Annotated in this window: 22 protein-coding genes; 14 read left to right on the top strand and 8 right to left on the bottom strand. The window is 50.8% G+C overall.

What is annotated here, in order from left to right; genetic code table 11:
• Nucleotides 1-10 precede the first annotated feature (10 nt).
• The 6 genes from yihS to ompL all read left to right on the top strand — a co-directional run bounded on the left by yihS (nt 11) and on the right by ompL (nt 7,882).
• Nucleotides 11-1,252 carry a sulfoquinovose isomerase gene (yihS, locus tag AAIG39_RS18430; protein ID WP_249569703.1) on the top strand — a complete coding sequence of 414 codons (1,242 nt, stop codon included), beginning with the start codon at nt 11-13 and terminating at the stop codon, nt 1,250-1,252.
• Between the two features lie 22 nt (nt 1,253-1,274).
• On the top strand, nt 1,275-2,141 hold the full coding sequence (locus AAIG39_RS18425) for an aldose-1-epimerase (RefSeq protein WP_090087587.1): 867 nt from the start codon (nt 1,275-1,277) through the stop codon (nt 2,139-2,141).
• 46 nt (nt 2,142-2,187) lie between these two features.
• A complete protein-coding gene (locus AAIG39_RS18420; RefSeq protein ID WP_343194459.1) occupies nt 2,188-4,224 on the top strand; it encodes an alpha-glucosidase in 2,037 nt (678 codons plus the stop codon).
• A gap of 46 nt (nt 4,225-4,270) precedes the next feature.
• Nucleotides 4,271-5,653: an MFS transporter gene (locus tag AAIG39_RS18415; protein ID WP_090087581.1), complete on the top strand. Its 1,383-nt coding sequence runs from the start codon at nt 4,271-4,273 to the stop codon at nt 5,651-5,653.
• Nucleotides 5,654-5,698: 45 nt separating this feature from the next.
• Entirely contained in the window at nt 5,699-7,120 is a 1,422-nt protein-coding gene (locus tag AAIG39_RS18410) for an MFS transporter (protein WP_090087578.1), read from the top strand.
• Between the two features lie 75 nt (nt 7,121-7,195).
• Nucleotides 7,196-7,882 carry a porin OmpL gene (ompL, locus tag AAIG39_RS18405; RefSeq protein ID WP_343194458.1) on the top strand — a complete coding sequence of 229 codons (687 nt, stop codon included), beginning with the start codon at nt 7,196-7,198 and terminating at the stop codon, nt 7,880-7,882.
• A gap of 84 nt (nt 7,883-7,966) precedes the next feature.
• Here the strand turns inward: ompL and typA are convergent, their stop codons facing one another.
• Entirely contained in the window at nt 7,967-9,790 is a 1,824-nt protein-coding gene (gene typA / locus AAIG39_RS18400) for a ribosome-dependent GTPase TypA (RefSeq protein ID WP_090087573.1), read from the bottom strand.
• Between the two features lie 380 nt (nt 9,791-10,170).
• Here typA and glnA point away from each other — a divergent pair, with 380 nt between their 5' ends.
• The 4 genes from glnA to AAIG39_RS18380 all read left to right on the top strand — a co-directional run bounded on the left by glnA (nt 10,171) and on the right by AAIG39_RS18380 (nt 14,546).
• Entirely contained in the window at nt 10,171-11,580 is a 1,410-nt protein-coding gene (glnA, locus tag AAIG39_RS18395) for a glutamate--ammonia ligase (protein ID WP_090087570.1), read from the top strand.
• 263 nt (nt 11,581-11,843) lie between these two features.
• On the top strand, nt 11,844-12,893 hold the full coding sequence (glnL, locus tag AAIG39_RS18390; RefSeq protein WP_039077371.1) for a nitrogen regulation protein NR(II): 1,050 nt from the start codon (nt 11,844-11,846) through the stop codon (nt 12,891-12,893).
• Between the two features lie 8 nt (nt 12,894-12,901).
• Nucleotides 12,902-14,314: a nitrogen regulation protein NR(I) gene (glnG, locus tag AAIG39_RS18385; RefSeq protein WP_047372425.1), complete on the top strand. Its 1,413-nt coding sequence runs from the start codon at nt 12,902-12,904 to the stop codon at nt 14,312-14,314.
• Between the two features lie 109 nt (nt 14,315-14,423).
• The gene (locus AAIG39_RS18380; protein WP_139153727.1) at nt 14,424-14,546 is read left to right on the top strand and encodes a YshB family small membrane protein; all 123 of its coding nucleotides are present in this window, start codon (nt 14,424-14,426) and stop codon (nt 14,544-14,546) included.
• Nucleotides 14,547-14,621: 75 nt separating this feature from the next.
• On the opposite strand, the gene hemN is transcribed toward AAIG39_RS18380, so the two are convergent.
• Nucleotides 14,622-15,995, bottom strand: coding sequence for an oxygen-independent coproporphyrinogen III oxidase (gene hemN, locus AAIG39_RS18375; RefSeq protein WP_343194457.1), 1,374 nt, complete (start codon nt 15,993-15,995; stop codon nt 14,622-14,624).
• Between the two features lie 185 nt (nt 15,996-16,180).
• Nucleotides 16,181-16,693 (bottom strand): Der GTPase-activating protein YihI, encoded by a 513-nt coding sequence (gene yihI, locus AAIG39_RS18370; RefSeq protein ID WP_090087560.1) that lies wholly within the window; start codon nt 16,691-16,693, stop codon nt 16,181-16,183.
• Between the two features lie 574 nt (nt 16,694-17,267).
• On the opposite strand from yihI, the gene yihA reads away from it, so the two are divergent.
• The gene (yihA, locus tag AAIG39_RS18365; RefSeq protein ID WP_343194488.1) at nt 17,268-17,900 is read left to right on the top strand and encodes a ribosome biogenesis GTP-binding protein YihA/YsxC; all 633 of its coding nucleotides are present in this window, start codon (nt 17,268-17,270) and stop codon (nt 17,898-17,900) included.
• A gap of 91 nt (nt 17,901-17,991) precedes the next feature.
• Here yihA and spfP read toward each other — a convergent pair whose 3' ends face one another.
• Nucleotides 17,992-18,039 carry a small protein SpfP gene (gene spfP / locus AAIG39_RS25800; RefSeq protein ID WP_071892919.1) on the bottom strand — a complete coding sequence of 16 codons (48 nt, stop codon included), beginning with the start codon at nt 18,037-18,039 and terminating at the stop codon, nt 17,992-17,994.
• A gap of 165 nt (nt 18,040-18,204) precedes the next feature.
• A complete protein-coding gene (gene polA, locus AAIG39_RS18360) occupies nt 18,205-20,991 on the bottom strand; it encodes a DNA polymerase I (RefSeq protein WP_343194456.1) in 2,787 nt (928 codons plus the stop codon).
• Nucleotides 20,992-21,415: 424 nt separating this feature from the next.
• Here polA and AAIG39_RS18355 point away from each other — a divergent pair, with 424 nt between their 5' ends.
• Complete coding sequence (locus AAIG39_RS18355; RefSeq protein WP_343194455.1) at nt 21,416-22,324, top strand: acyltransferase; 909 nt, start codon at nt 21,416-21,418, stop codon at nt 22,322-22,324.
• A gap of 15 nt (nt 22,325-22,339) precedes the next feature.
• On the opposite strand, the gene dsbA is transcribed toward AAIG39_RS18355, so the two are convergent.
• From dsbA to AAIG39_RS18340, 3 genes are all read right to left on the bottom strand, one after another.
• Entirely contained in the window at nt 22,340-22,963 is a 624-nt protein-coding gene (gene dsbA / locus AAIG39_RS18350; protein ID WP_039077377.1) for a thiol:disulfide interchange protein DsbA, read from the bottom strand.
• 29 nt (nt 22,964-22,992) lie between these two features.
• Entirely contained in the window at nt 22,993-23,979 is a 987-nt protein-coding gene (locus AAIG39_RS18345; RefSeq protein WP_090087550.1) for a serine/threonine protein kinase, read from the bottom strand.
• Nucleotides 23,980-24,055: 76 nt separating this feature from the next.
• Nucleotides 24,056-24,325, bottom strand: a complete 270-nt coding sequence (locus tag AAIG39_RS18340; RefSeq protein ID WP_090087547.1) for a YihD family protein — start codon at nt 24,323-24,325, stop codon at nt 24,056-24,058.
• 69 nt (nt 24,326-24,394) lie between these two features.
• Here AAIG39_RS18340 and mobA point away from each other — a divergent pair, with 69 nt between their 5' ends.
• Both mobA and mobB read left to right on the top strand, forming a co-directional pair.
• Nucleotides 24,395-24,979: a molybdenum cofactor guanylyltransferase MobA gene (gene mobA / locus AAIG39_RS18335; RefSeq protein ID WP_090087545.1), complete on the top strand. Its 585-nt coding sequence runs from the start codon at nt 24,395-24,397 to the stop codon at nt 24,977-24,979.
• A complete protein-coding gene (gene mobB / locus AAIG39_RS18330; RefSeq protein WP_343194454.1) occupies nt 24,976-25,479 on the top strand; it encodes a molybdopterin-guanine dinucleotide biosynthesis protein MobB in 504 nt (167 codons plus the stop codon). The genes mobA and mobB overlap by 4 nt, the downstream gene beginning before the upstream one ends.
• Nucleotides 25,480-25,531 lie beyond the last annotated feature (52 nt).

Below are 25,531 nucleotides of genomic sequence, written 5' to 3'. Positions count from 1 at the left end.
GAACAGAACGATGAAATGGTTTAACACACTCAGTCACCATCGCTGGCTGGAACAAGAAACTGACCGAATTTTTGATTTTGGCAAGAATGCCGCCGTACCCACCGGTTTTGGCTGGCTGGGTAATAACGGTCAGGTCAGAAAAGATATGGGCACGCATCTTTGGATCACTGCCCGCATGCTGCATGTTTATGCCGTTGCAGCGGCAATGGGTCGTCCCGGCGCCCTGGCGCTTGTTGAACACGGCATCAACGCCCTCAACGGCCCACTGCGCGATAAACAACACGGCGGCTGGTACGCCTGTGTAAATGACGAAGGCGTTATTGATGCATCAAAACAGGGCTATCAGCACTTTTTTGTCCTCTTAGGTGCGGCAAGTGCAGTCACCACCGGACATCCTGCGGCCCGCCCTCTATTAGATGAGGCGATTGCGGTTATCGAGAAATATTTCTGGAGCGAAGAGGAACAAATGTGCCTCGAGTCCTGGGATGAAGCGTTTAGTAAGACGGAAGATTACCGCGGCGGTAACGCTAACATGCATGCCGTCGAGGCATTCCTGATTGTCTATGACGTGACTCATGACCGCAAATGGCTGGACCGTGCGCTGCGGATAACATCGGTCATTATTCATGACGTCGCCCGTCGTGGTGAGTATCGCGTTAACGAACATTTTGATGCGAACTGGAATCCGCTGCGGGATTACAACAAAGACAATCCAGCCCATCGCTTCCGTGCTTATGGCGGCACGCCAGGCCACTGGATTGAGTGGGGCCGCCTGATGCTCCATCTTCGCGCCGCGCTGGAAGCGCGCTTTGAAACGCCCCCCGAATGGCTGCTGGAGGATGCGAAAGGCCTTTTCCACGCCACAATTCGTGATGCATGGGCACCGGACGGCGCAGAAGGCTTTGTCTATTCAGTGGACTGGGACGGCACACCTATCGTACGTGAACGCGTTCGTTGGCCAATCGTCGAAGCCATGGGTACGGCATACGCACTCTATAGCGTAACCGGCGATCCGCAATACGAAGCCTGGTATCAACGCTGGTGGGACTACTGCATCAAATACCTGATGGATTACGAAACCGGGTCATGGTGGCAGGAACTGGATACCAACAACATGGTGACCACCAAAGTCTGGGATGGCAAACAGGACATTTACCACCTTCTGCATTGCCTGGTGATCCCGCGTCTTCCTCTCGCACCCGGACTGGCACCTGCCGTCGCCGCCGGGTTGCTGGATGTAAAAGCGAAATAAGTCATCGACAAGGAAACCAGCCATGCACAGTAGCGGAAGAACTATCATCCTGATCGCAGGGCGTTATCAGGCAAAAATCGTTTCGGTTGGCGCGGGAATAGCTGAGCTGACGCACTGTGGGCGTCATCTTGTCATTGCGCATAAGCCGGAAGAAATGCCACTGGCCCATATGGGGAAGGTTCTCGTTCCCTGGCCAAATCGCGTTGCTGATGGCCGCTATGAACATGATGGAAAGGTATTCAATCTGCCGGTGAACGACCCTGTATCGCACAGCGCGATTCATGGTCTGCTCGCCTGGCGAGACTGGCAAGTTTGCGATCAGTGTGCGAATAGCGTCACGCTAAGTGTCTTTCTACCGCCGTCATATGGTTACCCTTTCGCGCTGGTCTGTAACGTCATATATCGCCTGGATGCTGACACCGGTCTGAGCGCCAGCATTATTACCCGCAACATCGGCGATAAACCTGCGCCCTACGGCGCAGGTGCCCACCCTTATTTAACATGCAATCTGGAAAAAATAGATGGCTGTACGCTAACGATGCCCGCTACAGATCTGTTCAGTGTCGATACGCTGCAACCAGTGGCCAACGCGCTGGATTTCAGCACTACCCGGGAAATCGGCAGCACCCAAATAGACCACACGTTTAAAGCCAGAACAGCACCAGCTCCATGGGAAGTGAGAATAACCAGCATTCAGCAAGCCATGACCACCTGGCTTCGTACCAGCCAACCCTGGTTGCAAATCTATACCGGCGACAAATTACAACGCCTCGGCCTTGCCATTGAACCAATGAGTTGTCCGCCGAATGCATTTAATTCCGGCGTGGATTTATTTTTTCTGGCCCCGGAAGAGACACACAACCTCGCCTTTTCGATCGGCTGCGATTAACGCCAGAGATGAATAACCGGAATACCCTACTTTTACGGAGATCATAATGGATTTACGACAACATCATTTACGCGATCTTGAACTTACAACACAACAAGACGGCTTTACGCTGCGCTGGCAACAACGTCTGATCCTGCGCCACAGTGCACAAACCCCCTGCTTGTGGGTTGGTACAGGTGTCGCCGATATTGATATGTTTCGCGGCAATTTCAGCATTAAAGATAAGCTGAATGAAAAAGTGGCACTCACCGACGCAACGGTGGTGAAAGAGAGCGCTGGCTGGGTTATCCGCTTTACCCGTGGCGATGCCGTCAGCGCCACGTTGCGCATTGGCGCGGATGAAGAAGGCCGCCTGATGTTCAAACTGAACAATGACGCCACCAGCCACAATCGCATCTGGCTGCGTCTGGCGGCGCAGCCGCAGGATCATATTTATGGTTGCGGCGAGCAGTTCTCGTATTTTGACCTGCGCGGTAAACCCTTCCCGCTATGGACCAGTGAGCAAGGCGTTGGGCGTAATAAACAAAGCTACGTAACCTGGCAGGCGGACTGTAAAGAGAACGCTGGCGGCGACTATTACTGGACCTTTTTCCCACAGCCGACATTTGTCAGTACGCAGAAGTACTACTGCCACGTTGATAATAGCTGTTATATGAATTTCGATTTCAGCGCGCCGGAATATCACGAACTGGCACTGTGGGAAGATAACGCCACAATCCGCTTCGAATGTGCAGACACTTACATTGCGCTGCTGGAAAAACTGACGGCGCTGTTAGGTCGCCAGCCAGAACTACCTGATTGGGTCTATGACGGGGTCACACTCGGTATTCAGGGCGGAACCGAAGTGTGCCAGCAGAAACTGGACACTATGCGAAACGGCGGCGTGAAGGTGAACGGTATCTGGGCGCAGGACTGGTCAGGTATTCGCATGACCTCCTTCGGTAAGCGCGTCATGTGGAACTGGAAGTGGAACAGCGAGCTTTATCCGCAGCTTGATACCCGCATCCAGCAGTGGAATAGCGAAGGCGTGCAGTTCCTTTCTTACATCAACCCTTATGTAGCCAGCGACAAAGATCTGTATGCCGAAGCGGCAGAACGCGGTTATCTGGCCAAGGATGCGTCCGGTGGCAATTATCTCGTCGAGTTCGGGGAATTCCACGGCGGCGTGGTCGATCTGACCAACCCTCAGGCCTACGACTGGTTCAAAAACGTTATCAAGCAGAACCTGATCGCCCTGGGTTGTAACGGCTGGATGGCCGACTTTGGCGAATATTTGCCAACCGATACCTATCTGCACAACGGTGTCAGCGCCGAAATTATGCATAACGCCTGGCCTGCACTGTGGGCGAAGTGTAACTACGAAGCGCTGCTGGAAACCGGCAAACTCGGCGACATCCTCTTCTTCATGCGCGCAGGGTCGACGGGCAGCCAGAAGTATTCCGTCATGATGTGGGCGGGTGACCAGAACGTGGACTGGAGTCTCGATGATGGCCTGGCTTCCGTCGTCCCGGCAGCGCTGTCCTTAGCGATGACCGGCCACGGTTTACACCATAGCGATATCGGCGGTTACACCACTCTGTTCGAAATGAAACGCAGTAAAGAGTTACTGCTGCGCTGGTGCGATTTCAGCGCCTTTACCCCGATGATGCGTACCCACGAAGGCAACCGTCCAGGTGATAACTGGCAATTTGACGGTGACGCAGAAACCATTGCCCACTTTGCTCGTATGACCACCGTATTTACGACGCTTAAACCCTACATAAAACAGTCCGTGGCGCAGAACGCCGCAACAGGTCTGCCGGTCATGCGCCCGTTATTCCTGCATTACGAAGATGATGCGCGCACCTACACCCTGAAATATCAATATCTATTCGGTCGCGACCTGCTGGTTGCGCCTGTGTACGAGCAGGGCCGTAGAGACTGGTCTTTATATCTGCCAGAAGATACCTGGATCAATGTCTGGACCGGAGAGCCGTGTTCCGGCGGTGATGTCAGCGTAGATGCCCCGCTCGGCAAACCACCGGTCTTTTACCGGGCGCAGAGCGAATGGGCGTCATTGTTCGCGACATTGAAGAACATCTAATGAGACTCGCCCGCAGGTAAAACTTCGGGCATCAGGAGAATAAAAAATGAGTCAGACCTCTGCCGATCCGGCAACCCTACGTTTGCCATTTAAAGAAAAATTAGCCTATGGGATGGGCGATTTAGGTTCCAATATCCTGTTGGATATTGGCACGCTTTATCTACTGAAATTCTACACCGACGTATTAGGGCTGCCGGGAACTTATGGCGGCATTATCTTCTTGATCGCCAAATTCTTTACCGCGTTTACCGATATGGGTACGGGCATTATGCTCGATTCCCGGCGCAATATTGGCCCTAAAGGAAAATTCCGTCCGTTCGTGCTTTACGCTGCTTTCCCGGTGACGCTGCTGGCTATTGCTAACTTTGTCGGTACGCCGTTTGAAGTAACCGGCAAAACCGTGATGGCCACGGTACTGTTTATGCTCTATGGGCTGTTCTTTAGCATGATGAACTGTTCCTACGGCGCAATGGTTCCGGCCATCACCAAAAACCCGGATGAACGCGCCTCACTGGCAGCATGGCGACAAGGCGGTGCGACGCTGGGACTGCTGCTGTGTACGGTCGCCTTTGTGCCTGTCATGAACCTGATTGAGGGCAACCACCAGCTGGGGTATATCTTCGCCGCCACCCTTTTCTCGCTGTTCGGGCTGTTCTTTATGTGGTGGTGCTATAAGGGTGTGACCGAACGTTATGTCGAGACGCAGCCTGCCAATCCCGCACAAAAACCTGGCTTGTTGCAGTCGTTTCGCGCTATTGCCGGGAACCGCCCGCTGTTTATTTTGTGCATTGCCAACCTCTGCACCCTGGGCGCATTTAACGTCAAACTCGCTATTCAGGTCTATTACACCCAGTACGTTCTGAACGACCCCATTCTGCTTTCATATATGGGCTTCTTCAGTATGGGGTGCATCTTTATTGGTGTCTTTTTAATGCCCGGCGCCGTACGCCGTTTCGGTAAGAAAAAAGTCTACATCGGCGGGCTGCTTATCTGGGTTACTGGCGATCTACTCAATTATCTGTTCGGCGGGGGCTCGGTCAGTTTTGTCGCTTTCTCATGCCTTGCATTCTTTGGCTCTGCCTTTGTAAACAGCCTGAACTGGGCACTGGTCTCTGACACGGTGGAATATGGCGAATGGCGTACCGGCGTACGCTCTGAAGGGACGGTTTACACTGGCTTCACCTTCTTTAGAAAAGTATCGCAGGCACTGGCAGGGTTCTTCCCTGGCTGGATGCTGACACAGATCGGCTATGTACCGAACGTAGTGCAATCAGCAGGAACAGTAGAGGGTTTGCGGCAGCTGATCTTCATCTACCCCTGCGCACTGGCGGTAATCACCATCGTGGCAATGGGGTGCTTCTACAACCTCAACGAGAAAATGTACGTTCGTATCGTTACCGAGATCGAAACGCGTAAACGTCTGGCCTGACGGGTCAATAAGATAGCGCCCTGCGGGGCGCTAAGAGGATCGACTATGAATCACAACCATGATCCGCTAACGCTAAAACTGAGCCTGCGCGAAAAATTTGCCTATGGGATGGGTGATTTTGGCTCGAACCTGATGCTGTGCATCGGCACACTCTATTTACTGAAGTTTTATACCGATGAACTGGGAATGCCCGCCTTTTACGGTGGGATCATCTTCCTGGTTGCCAAGTTCTTTACCGCCTTTACCGACATGCTGACTGGCGTACTGCTGGATTCGCGGCGTAACACTGGAACGGCAGGAAAGTTTCGCCCTTTTATTCTCTATGCCTCTGTTCCGGTCGCACTGGTCGCAACCGCCCAATTCATGGCCAATGATTTCAGTCTGACGATGAAAACCGCCATCGCCACCGTACTGTTCATGATGTTTGGCCTGTTCTATAGCCTGATGAACTGTTCTTACGGCGCAATGGTGCCGGCAATCACTAAAAACCCGCAGGAGCGTGCACATCTTGCCGCCTGGCGACAGGGGGGAGCCACTGTGGGGTTGTTACTGTGTACTGTCGGTTTTATGCCTGTGCAGTCACTGTTCGTTGGCCGCCCTTCTCTGGGCTATCTGGTTGCCGCACTGCTGTTTGCCACCTGCGGATTATTCTGCATGTGGTGGTGCTATAGCGGCGTGAAAGAGCGTTACGTTGAGCTCGCCCCGGAAGGCCATAAGCCCGGGATCATGAAGTCATTTTACGCCATCTTCCGCAACCCTCCGCTGCTGGTATTATGCATTGCCAACCTGTGTACGCTGGCCGCGTTTAACATCAAACTCGCCATCCAGGTCTATTACACCCAATACGTGCTCAATGATATTCATCTGTTGTCATGGATGGGCTTTTTCAGCATGGGCTGCATTTTAGTGGGCGTCTTGCTGGTGCCCGGAGCAGTGAAGCGCTTTGGCAAGAAAAAGGTGTATCTGGGTGGACTGGCATTGTGGGCACTCGGCGACATCCTTAACTTTTTCTGGGGCAGCAGTTCTTTACTGTTTATCACGTTTTCCTGCATGGCCTTTTTCGGAACCGCTTTTGTAAATAGCCTGAATTGGGCGTTAGTGCCGGATACCGTTGATTACGGTGAGTGGAAAACCGGTATCCGGACCGAAGGATCTGTCTACACCGGTTACACCTTTTCACGCAAAATCTCTGCGGCCCTGGCGGGCTTTCTGCCGGGGATCATGCTGACCCAAATTGGTTACGTCCCTAATGTAGAGCAGAGTAGTACAACGCTATTGGGCTTACGCCAGCTGATATTTCTCTGGCCTTGTTCACTGGCGATTATTGCGGCCCTGACTATGGGATTCTTTTACAAACTTAACGAGCAGCGCTTTGCTTTTATTATTGAGGAAATAACACATCGAAAAAAACAGAATATGGCACCAGAAGTAAAAACCGAAAATAAAGAGTCAGCAGTCACTTTATAACTAAAAAGCAGGCCCACTTTCCCTTCCTGCTATGCAGGAGGGACGGCCCTTTTGTACCTGATACCTGGAATAATCATGAAAAAAACAATGATCGCTCTGCTGGTTTCATCCGTCTCCGGCACCGCGTTTGCGGGCGCGTACGTCGAAACCCGCGAAGCCTACAATACAGCCTCTGAACTTCATGAAGTCATTCTTCGCGCCGGATATAACTTTGACATGGGCGCAGGATTGATGGCAACCAACGCCTACAATGTGGGTAAATGGGATGAGATGAAGCACAGCTATAATGAAATCGAGGGCTGGTATCCGCTATTTAAACCTACCGATAAATTAACCTTTCAACCCGGCGGATTGATTAATGATAATCGCGATGGTTCAGGCGGCGCGGTTTATTTAGATACGAATTACAAGTTTGCCCCGTGGTTTAATCTTACCTTCCGTTACCGCTACAACCACAGCAATTACGACACGGTAGACATTAACGGCAAAATGGATAAAAACGATACCCATGAATTTGCCAATTACTGGAATTTCAAATTAAACGATTCTTTCTTCTATACCTTTGAGCCCCACTTTTTCCAACGCATAAACGACTACCATAGTAAGAATGGCAAAGATCATCACTGGGAAATCACCAATAAGTTCAGCTATAAAATAACGCAAAACTGGATGCCCTATCTGGAGTTGCAGTGGCTCGATCGGTGGAATTACTACAACAGCGAGCAGTACCGTATACGTTTAGGGTTAAGGTACTTTTTCTGAACAAAAAAGCCGCTGATATCAGCGGCTTTTTTTCCGGGTGGCAATTATGCCAGCCCGACATCACGTATCCGGTGAAAAAGAAGATTAATCTTCTTTAGCACCACGGTTAGCGCGACGACGATCGTTTTCCGTCAGGTGACGTTTACGAATACGGATAGAGGTCGGGGTAACTTCTACCAGTTCATCATCATCGATGAACTCCAGAGCCTGCTCCAGGGTCATCTTAACCGGCGGAACCAGAACCGTTGCTTCGTCAGTACCGGACGCACGCATGTTGGTCAGTTTCTTACCGGTCAGGCAGTTTACCGTCAGGTCGTTAGAACGGCTGTGAATACCGATGATCTGGCCTTCGTAAACTTCTGCGCCGTGGCCCAGGAACAGCTTACCGCGGTCCTGCAGGCTAAACAGCGCAAACGCAACCGCTTTACCCTGACCGTTGGAGATCAGAACGCCGTTCTGACGCTGACCCACATCACCCGGACGAACGTCGTCGTAGTGGCTGAACGTGGAGTACAGCAGACCAGTACCGGAGGTCATGGTCATGAATTCTGAACGGAAGCCGATCAGACCACGGCTTGGGATCACGTAGTCGAGACGAACGCGGCCTTTGCCATCCGGATTCATGTTTTTCAGGTCGCCTTTACGCTCACCCAGAGCCTGCATCACAGAACCCTGGTGCTGCTCTTCGACGTCCAGCGTTACGTTTTCGAACGGCTCTTGTTTACGGCCATCGATTTCGCGGAAGATTACTTTCGGACGGGAAACCGCCATTTCGAAACCTTCACGACGCATATTCTCGATCAGTACAGACAGGTGCAGTTCACCACGACCAGAAACGCGGAATGCATCAGCATCTTCGGTTTCTTCAACGCGCAGTGCAACGTTGTGCACCAGCTCTTTATTCAGGCGGTCAAGAATCTGGCGAGAGGTAACGTACTTGCCTTCTTTGCCGCAGAACGGAGAGGTGTTTACACAGAAGAACATGGTTACGGTCGGCTCATCAACGGACAGCGCTGGCAGCGCTTCAACATTCTGCGTATCGCAGATGGTGTCAGAGATGTTCAACTCGCCCAGACCGGTGATCGCGATGATATCGCCAGCTTCTGCGATGTCGCTCTCAATACGCTCAAGACCCAGGTGGGTCAGAACTTTACCGACCTTACCGTTACGGGTTTTGCCTTCGCTATCAATGATAGTAACCTGCTGGTTCGGTTTCACTTTACCGCGTTTGATGCGGCCGATACCGATGACGCCAACGTAGTTGTTGTAGTCCAGCTGAGAGATTTGCATCTGCAGCGGGCCATCGAGGTCAACGTTCGGTGCCGGTACACGATCAACGATAGTCTGATACAGCGGAGTCATGTCTTCTGCCATATCTTCGTGATCCAGACCCGCGATACCGTTCAGCGCAGAGGCGTAAACGATAGGGAAGTCCAGCTGTTCGTCGGTAGCGTCGAGGTTAACAAACAGGTCAAATACCTGGTCAACAACCCAATCAGGACGCGCGCCCGGACGGTCAACTTTGTTGATAACAACAATCGGTTTCAGGCCATGAGCAAAGGCTTTTTTGGTCACGAAGCGCGTCTGCGGCATCGGACCATCCATTGCATCAACGACCAACAGAACGGAATCTACCATGGACATAACACGTTCAACTTCACCACCGAAGTCGGCGTGCCCCGGGGTATCAACGATGTTGATACGGTAATCATTCCATTTGATAGCGGTGTTTTTAGCCAGGATGGTAATCCCACGCTCTTTCTCCAAATCGTTGGAGTCCATCACTCGCTCTTGAGTTTCGGCACGCGCATCAAACGTACCGGATTGCTGCAGCAGCTTATCAACCAGGGTAGTTTTACCATGGTCAACGTGCGCGATGATGGCGATGTTACGCAGATTTTCGATCACAACTTTGCCTCAGGCATTTAGAAATAGCGCGTTATTGTACACGGATTAATCGCACTACAAAACAGGATCACAAACATCCCCCGCAAACAAGTATTGCAGGGTTGCTTTGTGATCATTTTCACGAAGCGAAATTAGGCTGCCCCACTCAAATTGCACCAATCCGGTGCTTAATGTTCACATAAAAGCACTGAATTGGTGCAATGTAACCATCGTGGTGCAGCCCTTTTGCACTATGGTGCGCATAATAGCGCCTTTTTAGTGACATTTAAAAGTTGGCATAGATTTCGCTTTATCTTTTTCATGGCAACAACGACAGGTTAGCGCCGTAATTGTAGACCTCGTTACCACGACGACAATGATAAATCCGGGAGAGTTTAAGTATGTCCGCTGAACACGTTTTGACGATGCTGAACGAGCACGAAGTCAAGTTTGTTGATTTGCGCTTCACCGATACTAAAGGTAAAGAGCAGCACGTCACGATCCCAGCTCATCAGGTTAATGCTGACTTCTTTGAAGAAGGCAAAATGTTTGATGGCTCCTCGATTGGTGGCTGGAAAGGCATTAACGAATCTGACATGGTACTGATGCCGGACGCTTCTACCGCTGTCATTGACCCGTTCTACGAAGAACCGACTCTGATCATCCGTTGCGATATCCTCGAGCCGGGCACTATGCAGGGCTACGATCGCGACCCGCGCTCCATCGCAAAACGCGCTGAAGAATACCTGCGCGCAACAGGCATCGCAGACACCGTTCTGTTCGGGCCTGAGCCAGAATTCTTCCTGTTCGACGACGTACGTTTCGGCAGCTCTATTTCGGGTTCCCACGTTGCTATCGATGATATCGAAGGCGCATGGAACTCTGCCACCAAATACGAAGGCGGTAACAAAGGTCACCGTCCGGCTGTTAAAGGTGGTTACTTCCCGGTTCCGCCAGTGGATTCCTCACAAGACCTGCGTTCTACCATGTGTCTGGTAATGGAAGAGATGGGCCTGGTTGTTGAAGCTCATCACCACGAAGTTGCAACTGCCGGTCAGAACGAAGTGGCAACCCGCTTCAACACCATGACCAAAAAAGCGGACGAAATTCAGATCTACAAATATGTGGTTCACAACGTTGCTCACCGCTTCGGCAAAACCGCAACCTTTATGCCGAAACCAATGTTCGGTGATAACGGTTCCGGTATGCACTGCCACATGTCCCTGTCCAAGAACGGCGTAAACCTGTTCTCTGGCGACAAATACGCTGGTCTGTCTGAGCAGGCGCTGTACTACATCGGCGGCGTAATCAAACACGCTAAAGCGATCAACGCCCTGTCTAACCCGACCACCAACTCCTACAAGCGTCTGGTCCCGGGTTACGAAGCACCGGTAATGCTGGCTTACTCTGCCCGTAACCGTTCTGCTTCCATCCGTATTCCGGTGGTTGCATCCCCGAAAGCACGTCGTATTGAAGTGCGTTTCCCGGATCCGGCTGCTAACCCGTACCTGTGCTTCGCAGCGCTGCTGATGGCTGGTCTTGACGGTATTAAGAACAAGATCCACCCGGGCGAAGCGATGGACAAAAACCTGTATGACCTGCCAGCTGAAGAAGCGAAAGAAATCCCGCAGGTTGCAGGTTCTCTGGAAGAAGCACTGAACTGCCTGAACGAAGACCGCGAGTTCCTCACTGCGGGTGGCGTATTCACCGACGACGCGATCGATGCTTACATCGCTCTGCGTATCGAAGAAAACGACCGCGTACGCATGACGCCGCACCCGGTAGAGTTCGAGCTGTACTACAGCGTTTAATGATTTAAATCCGATGGATTTGGTGTCGCAGCAAGGCGGCACCCGAAGGAAGCCCGATGAGCTTAGTGAACTAAGTGATTCGGGCGACTGAGGGCAGCTAACACCGCTGCGGCGCGAAAGACATCCGGAGTTTTGTTGCCGTGGAAACTTTCAGCCCATCCCAGGATGGGCTTTTTTCTCCACCAACAACCTGAATTACCGCCTTATTTACTTATAAAACGCTATACTGCACTAAAATAGTGCATTCTTTGGGAGACTGCTGGATGGCAAGTGGCTCGTTGCCCGATGCTGGGCAGATCCTCAATTCTTTAATCAATAGCATCTTGCTGGTTGATGACGAACTGGCGGTACATTACGCCAACCCGGCGGCGCAGCAACTTCTGGCGCAAAGTTCACGTAAATTATTCGGTACGCCGTTGCCGGACCTGCTGAGCTACTTCTCGCTCAATATCGTCCTGATGCGGGAAAGTCTCGATGCCGGACAAGGCTTTACGGATAATGAAGTTACCCTCGTTATCGACGGGCGTTCACATATTCTCTCATTAACGGCGCAACGGTTGCCTGAGGGGCTCATCCTGCTGGAGATGGCACCGATGGATAATCAGCGACGCCTGAGCCAGGAACAACTCCAGCATGCCCAGCAAGTGGCAGCACGCGATCTGGTACGTGGTCTGGCGCATGAAATAAAAAACCCGCTCGGAGGTTTACGTGGTGCGGCGCAGCTCTTAAGCAAAGCCCTGCCCGATCCTTCTTTGCTGGAGTACACCAAAGTCATCATTGAGCAGGCAGACCGTCTGCGTAACCTGGTGGATCGGCTGCTTGGGCCACAACAGCCAGGTATGCACGTAACAGAAAGCATTCATAAAGTTGCTGAGCGTGTCGTGAAGCTGGTGTCGATGGAATTACCCGACAACGTCACCCTGGTCCGCGACTATGACCCTAGCCTGCCTGAGCTGGCACACGATCCTGACCAGATCGAACAGGTACTGCTGAACATTGTTCGCAATGCGCTCCAGGCGCTGGGACCTGAGGGCGGTGAAATAATTCTGCGAACCCGTACTGCGTTTCAGCTCACTCTGCATGGCGTTCGCTATCGCCTTGCGGCACGTATTGATGTGGAAGATAACGGGCCAGGTATTCCGTCAAACCTACAGGACACGCTGTTTTACCCGATGGTTAGCGGGCGTGAAGGTGGTACTGGTTTAGGGTTATCTATCGCTCGAAGTTTGATTGATCAACATTCTGGCAAAATTGAATTCACCAGTTGGCCAGGCCATACCGAGTTCTCGGTGTTCCTGCCTATTCGGAAATAGAGGTGTTTATGCAACGAGGGATAGTCTGGATCGTTGATGACGATAGCTCCATCCGTTGGGTGCTTGAACGCGCGCTCACCGGGGCAGGCTTGAGCTGTACAACGTTTGAAAACGCAAATGAAGTGCTTGATGCGCTGACCACCAAAACGCCGGACGTGCTGCTGTCGGATATTCGCATGCCAGGTATGGACGGTCTTGCCCTGCTAAAGCAAATCAAGCAGCGCCACCCGATGCTTCCGGTCATCATAATGACGGCACATTCCGATCTGGATGCTGCAGTCAGCGCGTATCAGCAAGGGGCATTTGATTATCTGCCTAAGCCCTTTGATATTGACGAAGCGGTGGCGCTGGTTGAACGTGCCATCAGCCATTATCAGGAACAGCAGCAACCGCGTAATGTGCAGGTTAGCGGGCCAACCACCGATATCATTGGTGAAGCGCCTGCCATGCAGGATGTATTTCGCATCATTGGCCGTCTGTCGCGCTCATCTATCAGCGTCCTGATTAACGGTGAGTCTGGTACCGGTAAAGAGCTGGTCGCCCACGCGCTGCATCGCCATAGCCCGCGGGTGAAAGCGCCATTCATTGCGCTGAACATGGCGGCCATCCCAAAAGATTTGATTGAATCTGAGCTATTTGGCCATGAGAAAGGGGCGTTTACCGGCGCCAATACCATCCGTCAGGGGCGTTTCGAACAGGCCGATGGCGGTACGCTGTTCCTTGATGAAATCGGTGATATGCCGCTGGATGTACAAACCCGGCTATTGCGCGTTCTGGCCGACGGACAGTTCTACCGTGTCGGAGGTTATGCGCCAGTGAAGGTCGATGTGCGCATCATTGCCGCAACGCACCAGAACCTGGAGTTGCGTGTGCAGGAAGGGAAATTCCGCGAGGATTTATTCCACCGCCTGAACGTTATTCGCGTGCATCTACCGCCACTGCGTGAACGTCGCGAAGATATTCCCCGTCTGGCGCGCCATTTTCTTCAGGTCGCTGCCCGCGAGCTGGGCGTCGAAGCGAAGCAGTTGCATCCGGAAACCGAAGCAGCACTCACGCGTCTGGCCTGGCCTGGTAACGTGCGACAACTGGAGAATACCTGCCGCTGGTTAACCGTGATGGCTGCCGGACAGGAAGTTCTGATTCAGGATTTACCGGCTGAATTGTTTGAAACCACGATCCCGGAAAGCAGTACGGGGCAGTCGCTGCCGGATAGCTGGGCAACGTTGTTGGCACAATGGGCGGACAGGGCGCTACGTTCCGGTCATCAAAACCTGCTTTCCGAAGCGCAACCAGAAATGGAACGGACCTTGTTGACCACTGCCTTACGTCATACGCAAGGGCACAAACAAGAAGCAGCACGCTTACTGGGATGGGGACGTAACACCCTGACACGTAAGCTGAAAGAGCTGGGAATGGAGTAATAATCCAGCTAATTGTAAAGATTGAATAGCGAGCGCAAATTGCTGCAATTTTGCGCTTTACTGTTCCGATGAGTTCAGTATGATCTTGCCCGTCCACGGGGAGGTCATCATGCTGGAATCACTCATTAATATCGTGTCGAGCAGCGCAGGCGTTAGTGCCGCCGCCAGCCACACGCCACAAGCCGCCGTCGCTGCCGTATTGTGCGCCGCGCTGTTTGGGCTATTTAGCTAAAGCGCCGGCAGGCGTTTCGCTTATCAGGTTACGGTCTGATATCCCCGGCCCGCACATCGCCGCCGGGGAAACCGTTTAAATCACCCTTGAGAATTGCTGCATCCGCGCTTTCTGGCGCAGATAGACGTCAAAACACATGCAAATGTTGCGAATTAATAGACGTCCTTTCGCCGTCACTTCAATACTCAGCTCGTTAATTTCCACCAGCCCATCATTCGCCAGTGGCTTAAGCAATTTCAGATCTTCGGCAAAGTAGTCGTTGAAGCTCAGCTCCCATTGATTCTCGATGCTGCGGAAATCGAGACGGAAGTGACAAATAAGCGCTTTAATCACGTCACGACGAATACAGTCATCACGGGTCAGCGCAATCCCCCGCCACAAAGCATTGCCGGTTTCGTCCACCTGTTGGTAATACGCTTTTAACTCTTTCTGATTCTGCGCGTAACTGTCGCCAATCATACTGATGGCCGAAACACCCATCCCTAACAAATCGGTATCGCCCTGGGTGGTGTAGCCCTGGAAGTTACGGTGCAAAACCCCATCACGCTGAGCCACCGCCAGCTCGTCATCGGGACGGGCAAAATGGTCCATGCCGATGAACTGATAACCAGCATCTGTCAGTGAAACAATGGTCTGCTGCAGGATATCCAGTTTTTGTTGTGCGGAGGGCAGATCCGCGTCTTTGATTTTACGCTGGGCCGCAAAGAGGGTGGGAAGATGCGCGTAGTTAAACACACTCAGGCGGTCGGGACTTAGTTCTGCAACCCGGTTCAGGGTAAAGGCAAAGCTTTCCGGCGTCTGTTTCGGCAGACCATAAATCAAATCAATATTGGTCGAGGTGAAGCCAATATCGCGAGCACGTTTAATCAGCGCAAAGATGAAGGACTCGTCCTGCTCACGGTTAACCAGGCGCTGGACCTCTTTATTAAAGTCCTGCACGCCCATGCTCAGGCGGTTAAAGCCTTCCGATCGTAAGTGATCCAGGACATCCAGTTCAATTTCGCGCGGATCCACTTCAATAGAGATTTCTGCATCTGCATTGAACTGAAAATGACCACGTAGTAAGCCCATCAGGCGGCTGATTTGCGCTTTATTCAGGTACGTTGGCGTACCACCGCCCCAGTGAAGCTGGCTGACACGACGGCCAGCGAACAGCGGCGCACGATGGATAATCTCTTGTTCCAGTGCGTCCAGATATTGGTCAGCTTTGTGTTGTTGGCGCGTAACAATCTTATTGCAGCCGCAGAAGTAACAAAGCTTATGGCAAAACGGAATGTGCACATACAGTGACAATGGTCGCTCTGGATAACGTGCGACGGCACTACGGAAATTTTCTTCGCCATAGTCAGCGGAAAACTCCAGCGCGGTAGGGTATGACGTGTAGCGCGGCCCGGAATAGTTATATTTCTGGATAAGGGCCAGATCCCAGTCAATTCGTTGCTCAGACATGCTCACTCCTTCCGATAACGCCGCTGGCGGGTACGGCGGCCCGGCCTGACCTCATTTCGGGTCATAAGCCGGTTGCGCAGCCACAGTTTGCGCCGCGACAACCGCTGTAGTTTAACGAATAACCACACCAGATAACATATAACCGGAAGGGTTATAAACAGGACAGGCAGGCCCATACCTGACCGTTAATTGCCGCCTTTAAGTAAGCGCATCATATCTTCGCGGCCCTCTTCCTCTTCTTCTTCGTCATCATCATAAGAGAGGCCCAGTTGCTGCATTAATTCATCAATGCGGTCAAGTTTAGCGTCTACCCAGCGTTGCTCTTCAGCACTCAGGGATTCGCCCTCTTCAAGTCGTTCCAGCAGCGCGTCCAGGCGCTCATCGTTCTCCAGCAGATCCAGTTCAGCTTGCGGTGAAAGCATAGGTTTCTCGCTCTTTGGTTTGTGCTGCTTCTTGACCTGGGGCTCGGTCGCACCCAGTGGAATCGGTTTTTTACTGCCTACACGCGGATCGGCCTGAGAGGCGCTTTTTCCTGAACCAGAGGAGGCGTTCGCACCGCTTGCCCGGCTACCGGCCGCATTCCCGCGGTGCTTTTTATCGCGCTTACGGTCACGCCCTTCCTGGTTGAGTTCTTCACGTGATTTACGGTGCGCTTTGCCAGGTGTTTTGCCGCGCGGAGTGGTTGAAGGTTTTTTCATGATAATCGGCTTAGATGGTTTTATTCAGTATAGAATTGCGGCGGAATCTAGCAGAAAGCAAGCAAAGAAAAAAGGCGACAGAGTAATCTGTCGCCTTTTTTTCTGACCCTCAACCCTCAATGGGTACTACGTTCCCTGTTTGCTTACAACACACCCTGTTTTTCCCTTAGCACTTCACGTTCCCTGTTATGGTCCTTTATTCCTTTTCAGACTGCCATCCTGACAGTTTCCTGGTCTTCGCCTCCTGGCGCTCCTGACCCCTCAATCCTTAAGTCTTCATCCCCCAAGCTTCCTCGCCTCTGTAAATACTTTACCTGCTTAATTTAAACTCACAAGCAACAAAGTGACCTAAAAACACAAATTCGGAAAATTCCATAAGAACAAAAGCTTTTATTTCATTTACTTAACTTTTTATGACCCTGCAATTTCTCTGAAAATTCGCATAAGCTTTATGGCAAATATCCTACACATAAAAAGGATATTCTCTGGCCAGTTCCCGTTGACGAGAAAAACAGCCTTTTACGTGGGTTCAGGTATAATCCCCCCCATGCCCGAGATCACGGAGACGACCATTTTGACTAACTGGAACTATCAACAGACGCATTTTGTCACCAGTGCGCCTGATATTCGCCACTTACCCGCCGATACCGGTATAGAAGTGGCTTTTGCTGGCCGCTCCAACGCCGGGAAGTCCAGCGCACTTAATACCCTGACAAATCAAAAAAACCTGGCTCGCACATCCAAAACGCCTGGACGTACGCAACTAATTAACCTGTTCGAGGTTGCCGAAGGCAAACGCCTGGTAGACTTACCGGGTTACGGTTACGCAGAAGTGCCAGAAGAGATGAAGCGCAAATGGCAGCGCGCGCTGGGTGAATACCTGGAAAAACGCCAGTGTCTGCACGGCCTGGTAATCCTGATGGATATTCGCCATCCCCTGAAAGACCTTGATCAGCAAATGATCGAGTGGGCAGTTGAGAGCAATATTCAGGTGCTCGTGCTGCTGACGAAGGCAGATAAGCTGGCCAGTGGCGCACGTAAGGTGCAGCTTAATATGGTGCGTGAAGCAGTGATTGCCTTTAATGGCGATGTGCAGGTTGAAGCATTTTCGTCACTGAAAAAACAGGGTGTGGATAAACTTCGCCAGAAGCTGGACAACTGGTTTAGCGACCTTCCCCCCGTTGTCGAAGAAGACGCAGAGGCTTGATCCTTTCTGATATAGCGCGGCATTCGTCCGCGCTTTTTCTTTCGCCCAATAAAAAACGCCCCAGTCATTTCTGACTGGGGCGGCTAAATATTCAGCCAAATCCGATTACGTGAAGTAAAAGGTCTGAAAGATAGAACATCTTACCTCTGTACCCTACGTCTTTAACTCTACTCCCTTTTTGGTCACGGACAAAGCACTTTTTGTAGTTTATTTTCAATCTTTACATAGGGAATATGAATGATCGTCACAAAATGTACTGGTTATGTTGCTTAGTTACATAAAAAGAAGCTTATGTGACCAGCACTTAGTGCGCTTGATCCCAGTTTTGTCCGCTACCAACTTCCACCAGCAGCGGCACATCCAGTTTGGTACTGCTTTCCATCAGCTCGTGGATCTTTTGCGATACCGCATCCACATCGTCTTTATGCACTTCGAACACCAGTTCATCGTGTACCTGCATGATCATTTTCACGCGCGGTTTTTCCGTTTGCAGCCACGCATCAACAGCGATCATTGCGCGTTTGATAATGTCAGCCGCCGTACCCTGCATCGGCGCGTTGATAGCCGCACGTTCTGCGCCGGCCCGACGCGCCGCGTTGCTGGATTTGATGTCCGGCAGATAGAGGCGACGCCCTTCCAGGGTTTCAACATAGCCCTGCTCTTTCGCCTGTGCGCGGGTGCGCTCCATATACTCCAGCACACCCGGATAGCGTTCGAAGTAAAGATCCATATACTTCTGCGACTCTTTACGCGGAATATTGAGCTGGCGGGATAAGCCAAACGCGCTCATGCCATAAATCAGACCAAAGTTGATGGCTTTCGCGCTACGACGCTGTTCGTTCGACACACTTTCCAGCGGTAAACCAAACACTTCGGCCGCCGTTGCTCGGTGGATATCCTTCCCTTCGGCAAAGGCAGAGAGCAGGCCTTTATCTCGCGACAGATGCGCCATAATGCGTAATTCAATTTGCGAGTAGTCAGCGGAAACAATGACATAGTCTTTTGGAGCGATAAACGCCTGACGAATGCGTCGGCCTTCCTCATTACGGACTGGAATGTTTTGTAAGTTTGGATCAGTGGAGGACAAACGCCCGGTCGCCGTGACCGCCTGATGGTAAGACGTATGAACGCGCCCGGTCTTTGGATTAATCATCAACGGCAGTTTATCGGTATAAGTCGACTTCAGTTTCGCCAGGCCGCGGTGCTCAAGAATGATTTTTGGCAGCGGGTAATCCAGGGCCAGCTCTTCCAGGACTTCCTCCGACGTTGACGGTGCGCCGCCAGGCGTCTTTTTCAGCGGTTTGATACCCTGTTTTTCAAAGAGAATCGTCTGCAGCTGTTTGGTCGATGAAAGGTTAAAAGGCTCACCTGCGATTTCATGTGCCTTTTTCTCTAACTCTGCCAGACGCAGGGTTATTTCCTCAGAATGTTTATGCAGTACCGCAGGATCAATATTTACACCGTTACGCTCGACGCGCGAAAGCACCGGCACCAGCGGTATCTCAATGTTCTTGAAGATATTTAAAGGGCCCGCATTCTTTTGCAGCTCCGGCCACATCTTAAGGTGCAGTTGCAGCGTGACGTCTGCATCTTCTGCAGCATAGCGGCCTGCCTGCTCCAGATCGATCTGGTTAAACGTCAGTTGATTTTTGCCCTTACCCGCAATCTCTTCAAAGGTGATGGTTTTATGCTTTAACCAGCGATCAGACAAACTATCCATATCGTGACGACCGACGACGCTATCCAGTGTGTAGGATTCCAGCATAGTGTCAAAGGCAATACCGCGCAGCTCAATGCCATAATTCTGCAAAATGCCACGGTCATATTTGAGGTTCTGACCAACTTTCAGGGCCTTCTCATCTTCAAGCAGGTCTTTCAATAACTCGAGCGCCCGCTCACGCGAAATCTGCGCAGGTGCATCCAGGTAATCATGCGCTACCGGGACATAAGCGGCTACGCCAGGTTCGATCGCAAACGAAAGCCCCACCAGATTAGCGCTGATATTATCCAGACTGTCCGTTTCGGTATCGAAGGCAAACACTGCCGCTTTTTTGAGTTTCGCAATCCACTCGTTTAACATGGCCTCATCAAGGATAGTGACGTAGTTATCAAATGACAGAACGGCAACGGGCACATCGGCCTCGGCTTCAACCACAACCGTCTCTTGCGGCTTACTGGCAGGTTTAGCACCTTTTGCCTGGAGCCATTTACCGCCCTCCAGATCCGTAATCCAGCGCTTAAATTCATACTTTTTAAACAGGTTAAGTAGCGCATCCGCAGCTGGTTGTTGTACTTCCAGCTGTTCACAGGTCAGCTCCAGCTCAACATCTGTTTTAATGGTCGCCAGCTGGTAAGAGAGGTAAGCCACCTCTTTATTCTGTTCCAGCTTCGCCGCCATATTTTTGGCACCACGAAATGAGAGTTCGGCAATCTTTTCCGGTTCGGCGTACAGCGTATTCAGCCCACCAAGCCCTTGTAACAACGCCTGCGCGGTTTTTTCGCCTACACCAGGAACCCCGGGGATGTTGTCAGAAGAGTCGCCCATTAACGCGAGGAAATCGATAATTAGCTCCGGCGGCACGCCGTATTTCGTGACGACCTCTTCTGGCCCCAGGACAGTATTGGTCATGGTGTTGATAAGCGTAATTCCCGGCGTCACCAACTGAGCCATATCTTTATCGCCTGTACTGATCAGAACCGGACGCCCTGCTTTTTCGGCTTCACGCGCCAGTGTGCCGATCACATCGTCAGCCTCTACACCCGAAACAGCCAGTAGCGGTAACCCCATCGCTTTAACCATTTGATGCAGTGGCTCGATTTGCGCGCGCAGATCATCCGGCATTGGCGGACGATGGGATTTATAGTGCTCAAAAAGTTCGTCACGGAACGTTTTGCCCTTCGCATCAAACACCACTGCGGCATGTGTCGGCTGATACTGCAAGATCAGACTGCGCAGCATATTCAGGACGCCATACATAGCGCCAGTAGGCTCGCCTGCACTGTTGGTCAACGGCGGAAACGCGTGATATGCGCGATAGAGATAGGAGGAGCCGTCAACAAGGATAAGTGGGTTTTCTGGAATCTGAACCATAATGTCCGTGCCTGTTTATCAATTTATGGCTAAAGGATGCCACAGACGGGCGAAAACATCAGTTTTTCACCGCATTTGCCGAAAAAGATTTCACGATCTGCGGGATCTTACGCCTCACTATCCTGTGGATAAGTTTGTGAATTATTTCTTAAGGGCTGGATTATTGTGCATTTTTTCCGATCGCAGAAATGTAAGTATTCTTATTTTTCAATGGATTAAAAAAAGATAAACGATCATTATTGCTTTTTGGTGACTATTTGCTCCATGTGGATATAAGAAAATGCAATTTGATTTAGCACAGCGTATAACGACCGCACACTAAGACTAACCTTTACCCCGCCATTAGAGGTGTTTTCTGGTAAGATCAGCGCCTTGCATGCGCTGTGATGTCCATGCTGTGATCAACCATTTGAATAATATAATTATGTCGAGACTGCTCGTTGTATGCACTCTGGTATTGAGTGTCATACTCACCATCCTGGTGACTATCTTCTGCTCTGTACCGATCATTATCGCCGGTATCATAAAGCTATTACTGCCGATTCCGGTATTGTGGCGCGCTATCTCTGCATTTAGTAATTTTATGATGTATTGCTGGTGTGAAGGGCTGGCCTGGCTGTTGCAGCTTAATCCTCATCTCCAGTGGGACATTGAAGGCCTTGAAGGACTCAACAAAAAGAATTGGTACCTGCTTATCTGTAACCACCACAGTTGGGCAGATATCGTGGTGCTGTGCGTGCTTTTCCGCAAACATATTCCGATGAATAAGTACTTTCTTAAACAACAGTTGGCCTGGGTTCCTTTTATTGGCCTGGCCTGCTGGGCGCTGGATATGCCTTTTATGCGTCGTTATTCAAGGGGTTATCTGATACGACATCCCGAGCGTCGCGGTAAAGATGTAGAGACCACGCGTCGTTCCTGCGAAAAGTTTCGCCTTCATCCGACAACCATTGTGAATTTCGTTGAAGGTTCGCGCTTTACTGATGAAAAACGTATCGAGTCACGATCAGCATTCAATAATCTTCTCCCCCCTAAAGCAGCAGGAATAGCGATGGCCCTGGGCGTACTGGGAAAGCAATTCGATAAACTGCTTGATGTGACGCTTTGTTACCCGGAAAACGACAAAAAACCGTTCTTTGATATGTTAAGTGGGAAATTAACGCGTATTGTCGTTCGCGTAAATTTATTGCCGGTTAACGAAGAACTGCATGGCGACTACGTTAATGATAAGAATTTTAAGCGCAGTTTTCAGCAGTGGCTAAATGCGTTATGGAGCGAGAAAGACCAGCAAATTGACGCAATCAAACGTGAATATAACAACGCCGGTCAATGACCGGCGTTGACGTTATTACTTCTTCTCAACAAGATAGCGGACAGTGTCAGCATACTGCTGTACGAAGATATCCATGCTGCTGGTATCCATACCTTGCATGTTCAGCTGATATTTGCCGTTAACATACATGGCCGGAACACCCTGTAACTGCAAGTCAGCAGCGGCTTTCTCCTGCTGGGCAACCAGTGATTTCACAACAAAGCTGTTCCACGCTGCATCGTATTCCTCACCTTTGACACCGGCTTTGATAAAGACATCGCGGATATCAGCAACAGACTGAACGGTTTGCGTTTTCTGCACGGCCTCGAACATCGGTGCAGTAATTTTATCTTCCACACCCAGAGCCATTGCGACAGCCCATGCCTGAGTCATCTCTTTACCCAACGGGCCAAGGAACTCAACATGGTATTTTGTCATTTTAGTGCCTTCCGGCAGCTTCTGTTTTACAGCATCCGCAACATGCCACACGTGTTCAAAGTCGTAACAGTGCGGACAATAGAATGAGAAAAATTCCAGAACTTGTGGTTCGCCAGCAACTGGTTTGTCGAGCGTAATGTACTGTTTACCGTCGGTAAATTGTGCTGCCGAAGCACTAAAAGCCAGAATCATTCCTGCCAGCGCCAGCCAAATTTTCTTCATGATTAAATCTCTCCAGGATGTGTCACACATTAATAAATCGGCATTAATTGTAGAGGCGGTTCTTGCAATGCCTTTACCTGCCCAAGAAAAGTCGCTATCTGATCGCGCCAGTAATCTTCCCCGGTTAACCACGGGAAATTTTTGGGAAAAGCGGGGTCATCCCAGCGACGGATAATCCACGCCAGGTAGTAAACCAGGCGCATAGCACGAAGCGGTTCAATAAGGCTAATTTCTGCCGTATCAAATTCGCAGAATTCTTCGTAGGCTTCGATAATCATCTCAAGCTGCATGCGCTGCTCGGGTTTGTCTCCATGCAACAACATCCAGAGATCCTGAATAGCAGGGCCATTACGGGCATCATCCAGATCCACAAATAACGGGCCATCGCGCCAGAGGATGTTCCCGGCATGGCAGTCGCCATGTAAGCGCAGATTGGTAAAGCGATTATGCCACTGTCCCATGACAGCTTCGATAAGCTGATCGGCGGCACGCAGAAAACTGTCTTTTAACGAGGCTGGGATAAGCACACAATCTTCAAACACCTGGCGAGGTTCAAGCAGATACTCCTTCACTCTCATATCCGGGCGGTGTGCGAATAATGCCTTACGGCCTGTTTGATGCAGCCGCCCAAGGTAGCGGCCAACCCATTCCATTTGATCCAGGTTATCCGCTTCGAACTGGCGTCCTCCCATACTCGGGAAGATCGCATAATAAAACCCCTGATGGGTCAGTAAGGTTTGATTGTTGAAAGCGAGCGGCGCGGCAACAGGAACTTCATCGCCCAGGAGATCAAGTGCAAATTGATGTTCTTCCTGGATTTGTTCTGCGGACCAGCGTTCAGGACGGTAGAACTTCACCACATAACGGCGACGGTCTTCGTCCTGAAACTGATAAACACGGTTCTCATAGCTGTTTAGAGGGGTAAGACCGGAGTCGACCCGGATTCCCCGCTCAAACAACGCATCCATAATGGTGTCAGGATGGAGAGTCTGGAAAGTAAAAGCGTTATGGTTCATCCCATTATCCGCAAATAAAGCCGAATGATTGAGGATATCATTTCAATGCGCTTTCGGTGGCTTCACTTACAAGCTTTTACTCTTTAATTACCCCGCGCGCGCGGAGCAAAGCAGTTTTAAAATCCTCTTCATAATCTTTCTTAATACCCGGGATAACCGCATCTTTATCTGAGTCACGCATTTTCAGATGGTAAATCAGAATGTCGTCGCTTAAATCGGCAAGCTCGCCTTCATAACCTGATTCGTTCGCCAGTTTCTGCAAAAATTGCATCAGATTTAATTCAGGCTCTTTCTGCCATGCAGGCTGGAGGAGTTCAATAACTTCATTCAGACGTTTACATTTCATAGTGGTGCTCCTTACTCTTAGTACAGACACGTTATCAGGGTCAAATCCACAAGAAAAGAGGCGATAAGGTTGATTAAAAAGGGTGTGATAACTGGCGTTATACTCGCAGGCGGTAAAGCCACCCGGATGGGAGGTCAGGACAAGGGATTACTGACTCTAAAAGGTAAGCCGCTGTGGGAATATGTAGCGCACGCGATGGCACCGCAGGTAGCGCGCATAGTGATCAGTGCAAACCGTAATCAGGAACGCTACCGGGTAAGCGGTTTGCTCGTAGTCGAAGATCAATTAGCTGATTTTCCGGGGCCACTGGCAGGTATGCTGTCTGTTATGCGCCAGTGCGAGAGTGAGTGGTTTCTGTTCTCTCCCTGCGATACGCCTTATATTCCGGACGATTTGGTTGAGAGATTGAGTGCAGAATGTCAGGACGTAAATGCGGTGTGGGTACACGATGGCGAACGTGATCATCCAACTATTGCCCTGGTGAACCGTGCCAACGTGCCGCTGCTGCAAGATTACCTTAGCCGGGGAGAACGTCGGGTCATGATGTTTATGCGGGAAGCTGGTGGCCATTCCGTCGACTTTAGCGATAGAAAGGAAAGCTTTGTGAACGTGAATACACCTGAGGATCTGGCGCGCTGGCAGGAGAAAGTATGATACCCGCACTGGCTTTTGCCGCATGGAGCGGTACCGGAAAGACAACACTCCTTAAGAACTTGATTCCTGCGTTATGTGAGCAGGGGATTCGCCCGGGTCTGATCAAGCATACTCATCATAATATGGATATTGATAAGCCCGGGAAGGACAGTTATGAATTACGTAAAGCTGGTGCAGCACAAACTATCGTAGCTAGTTCACAACGTTGGGCCTTAATGACAGAAACGCCGAATGAGCCCGAACTGAATTTAGCGTATTTAATTAGTCGAATGGATGCTTCCAGGCTGGATATGGTACTTGTTGAGGGCTTTAAGCATGAAGCCATCGCCAAGATCTTACTGTTTCGTCAGGACTGCGGGCACAAATTAGAAGAACTTACTATCGATGAATATGTCATCGCGATTGCCAGTGACATTCCACTGACAGTGGACGTGCCTCTTTTAGATATCAATGATATACCGCAGATAGCGTCATTTATTATGCACTGGTTAGGGCGATAAGAGAGATTACTAATTTCCGGAAGAAAAGGGCAGGTGTTGAATTAAAATGCAG

Source organism: Phytobacter palmae, assembly GCF_039409775.1.
Lineage (GTDB): Bacteria > Pseudomonadota > Gammaproteobacteria > Enterobacterales > Enterobacteriaceae > Phytobacter > Phytobacter palmae.
Note: the sequence above shows the minus strand (reverse complement) of the source record. Positions and strands in the feature narration are given on the sequence as shown.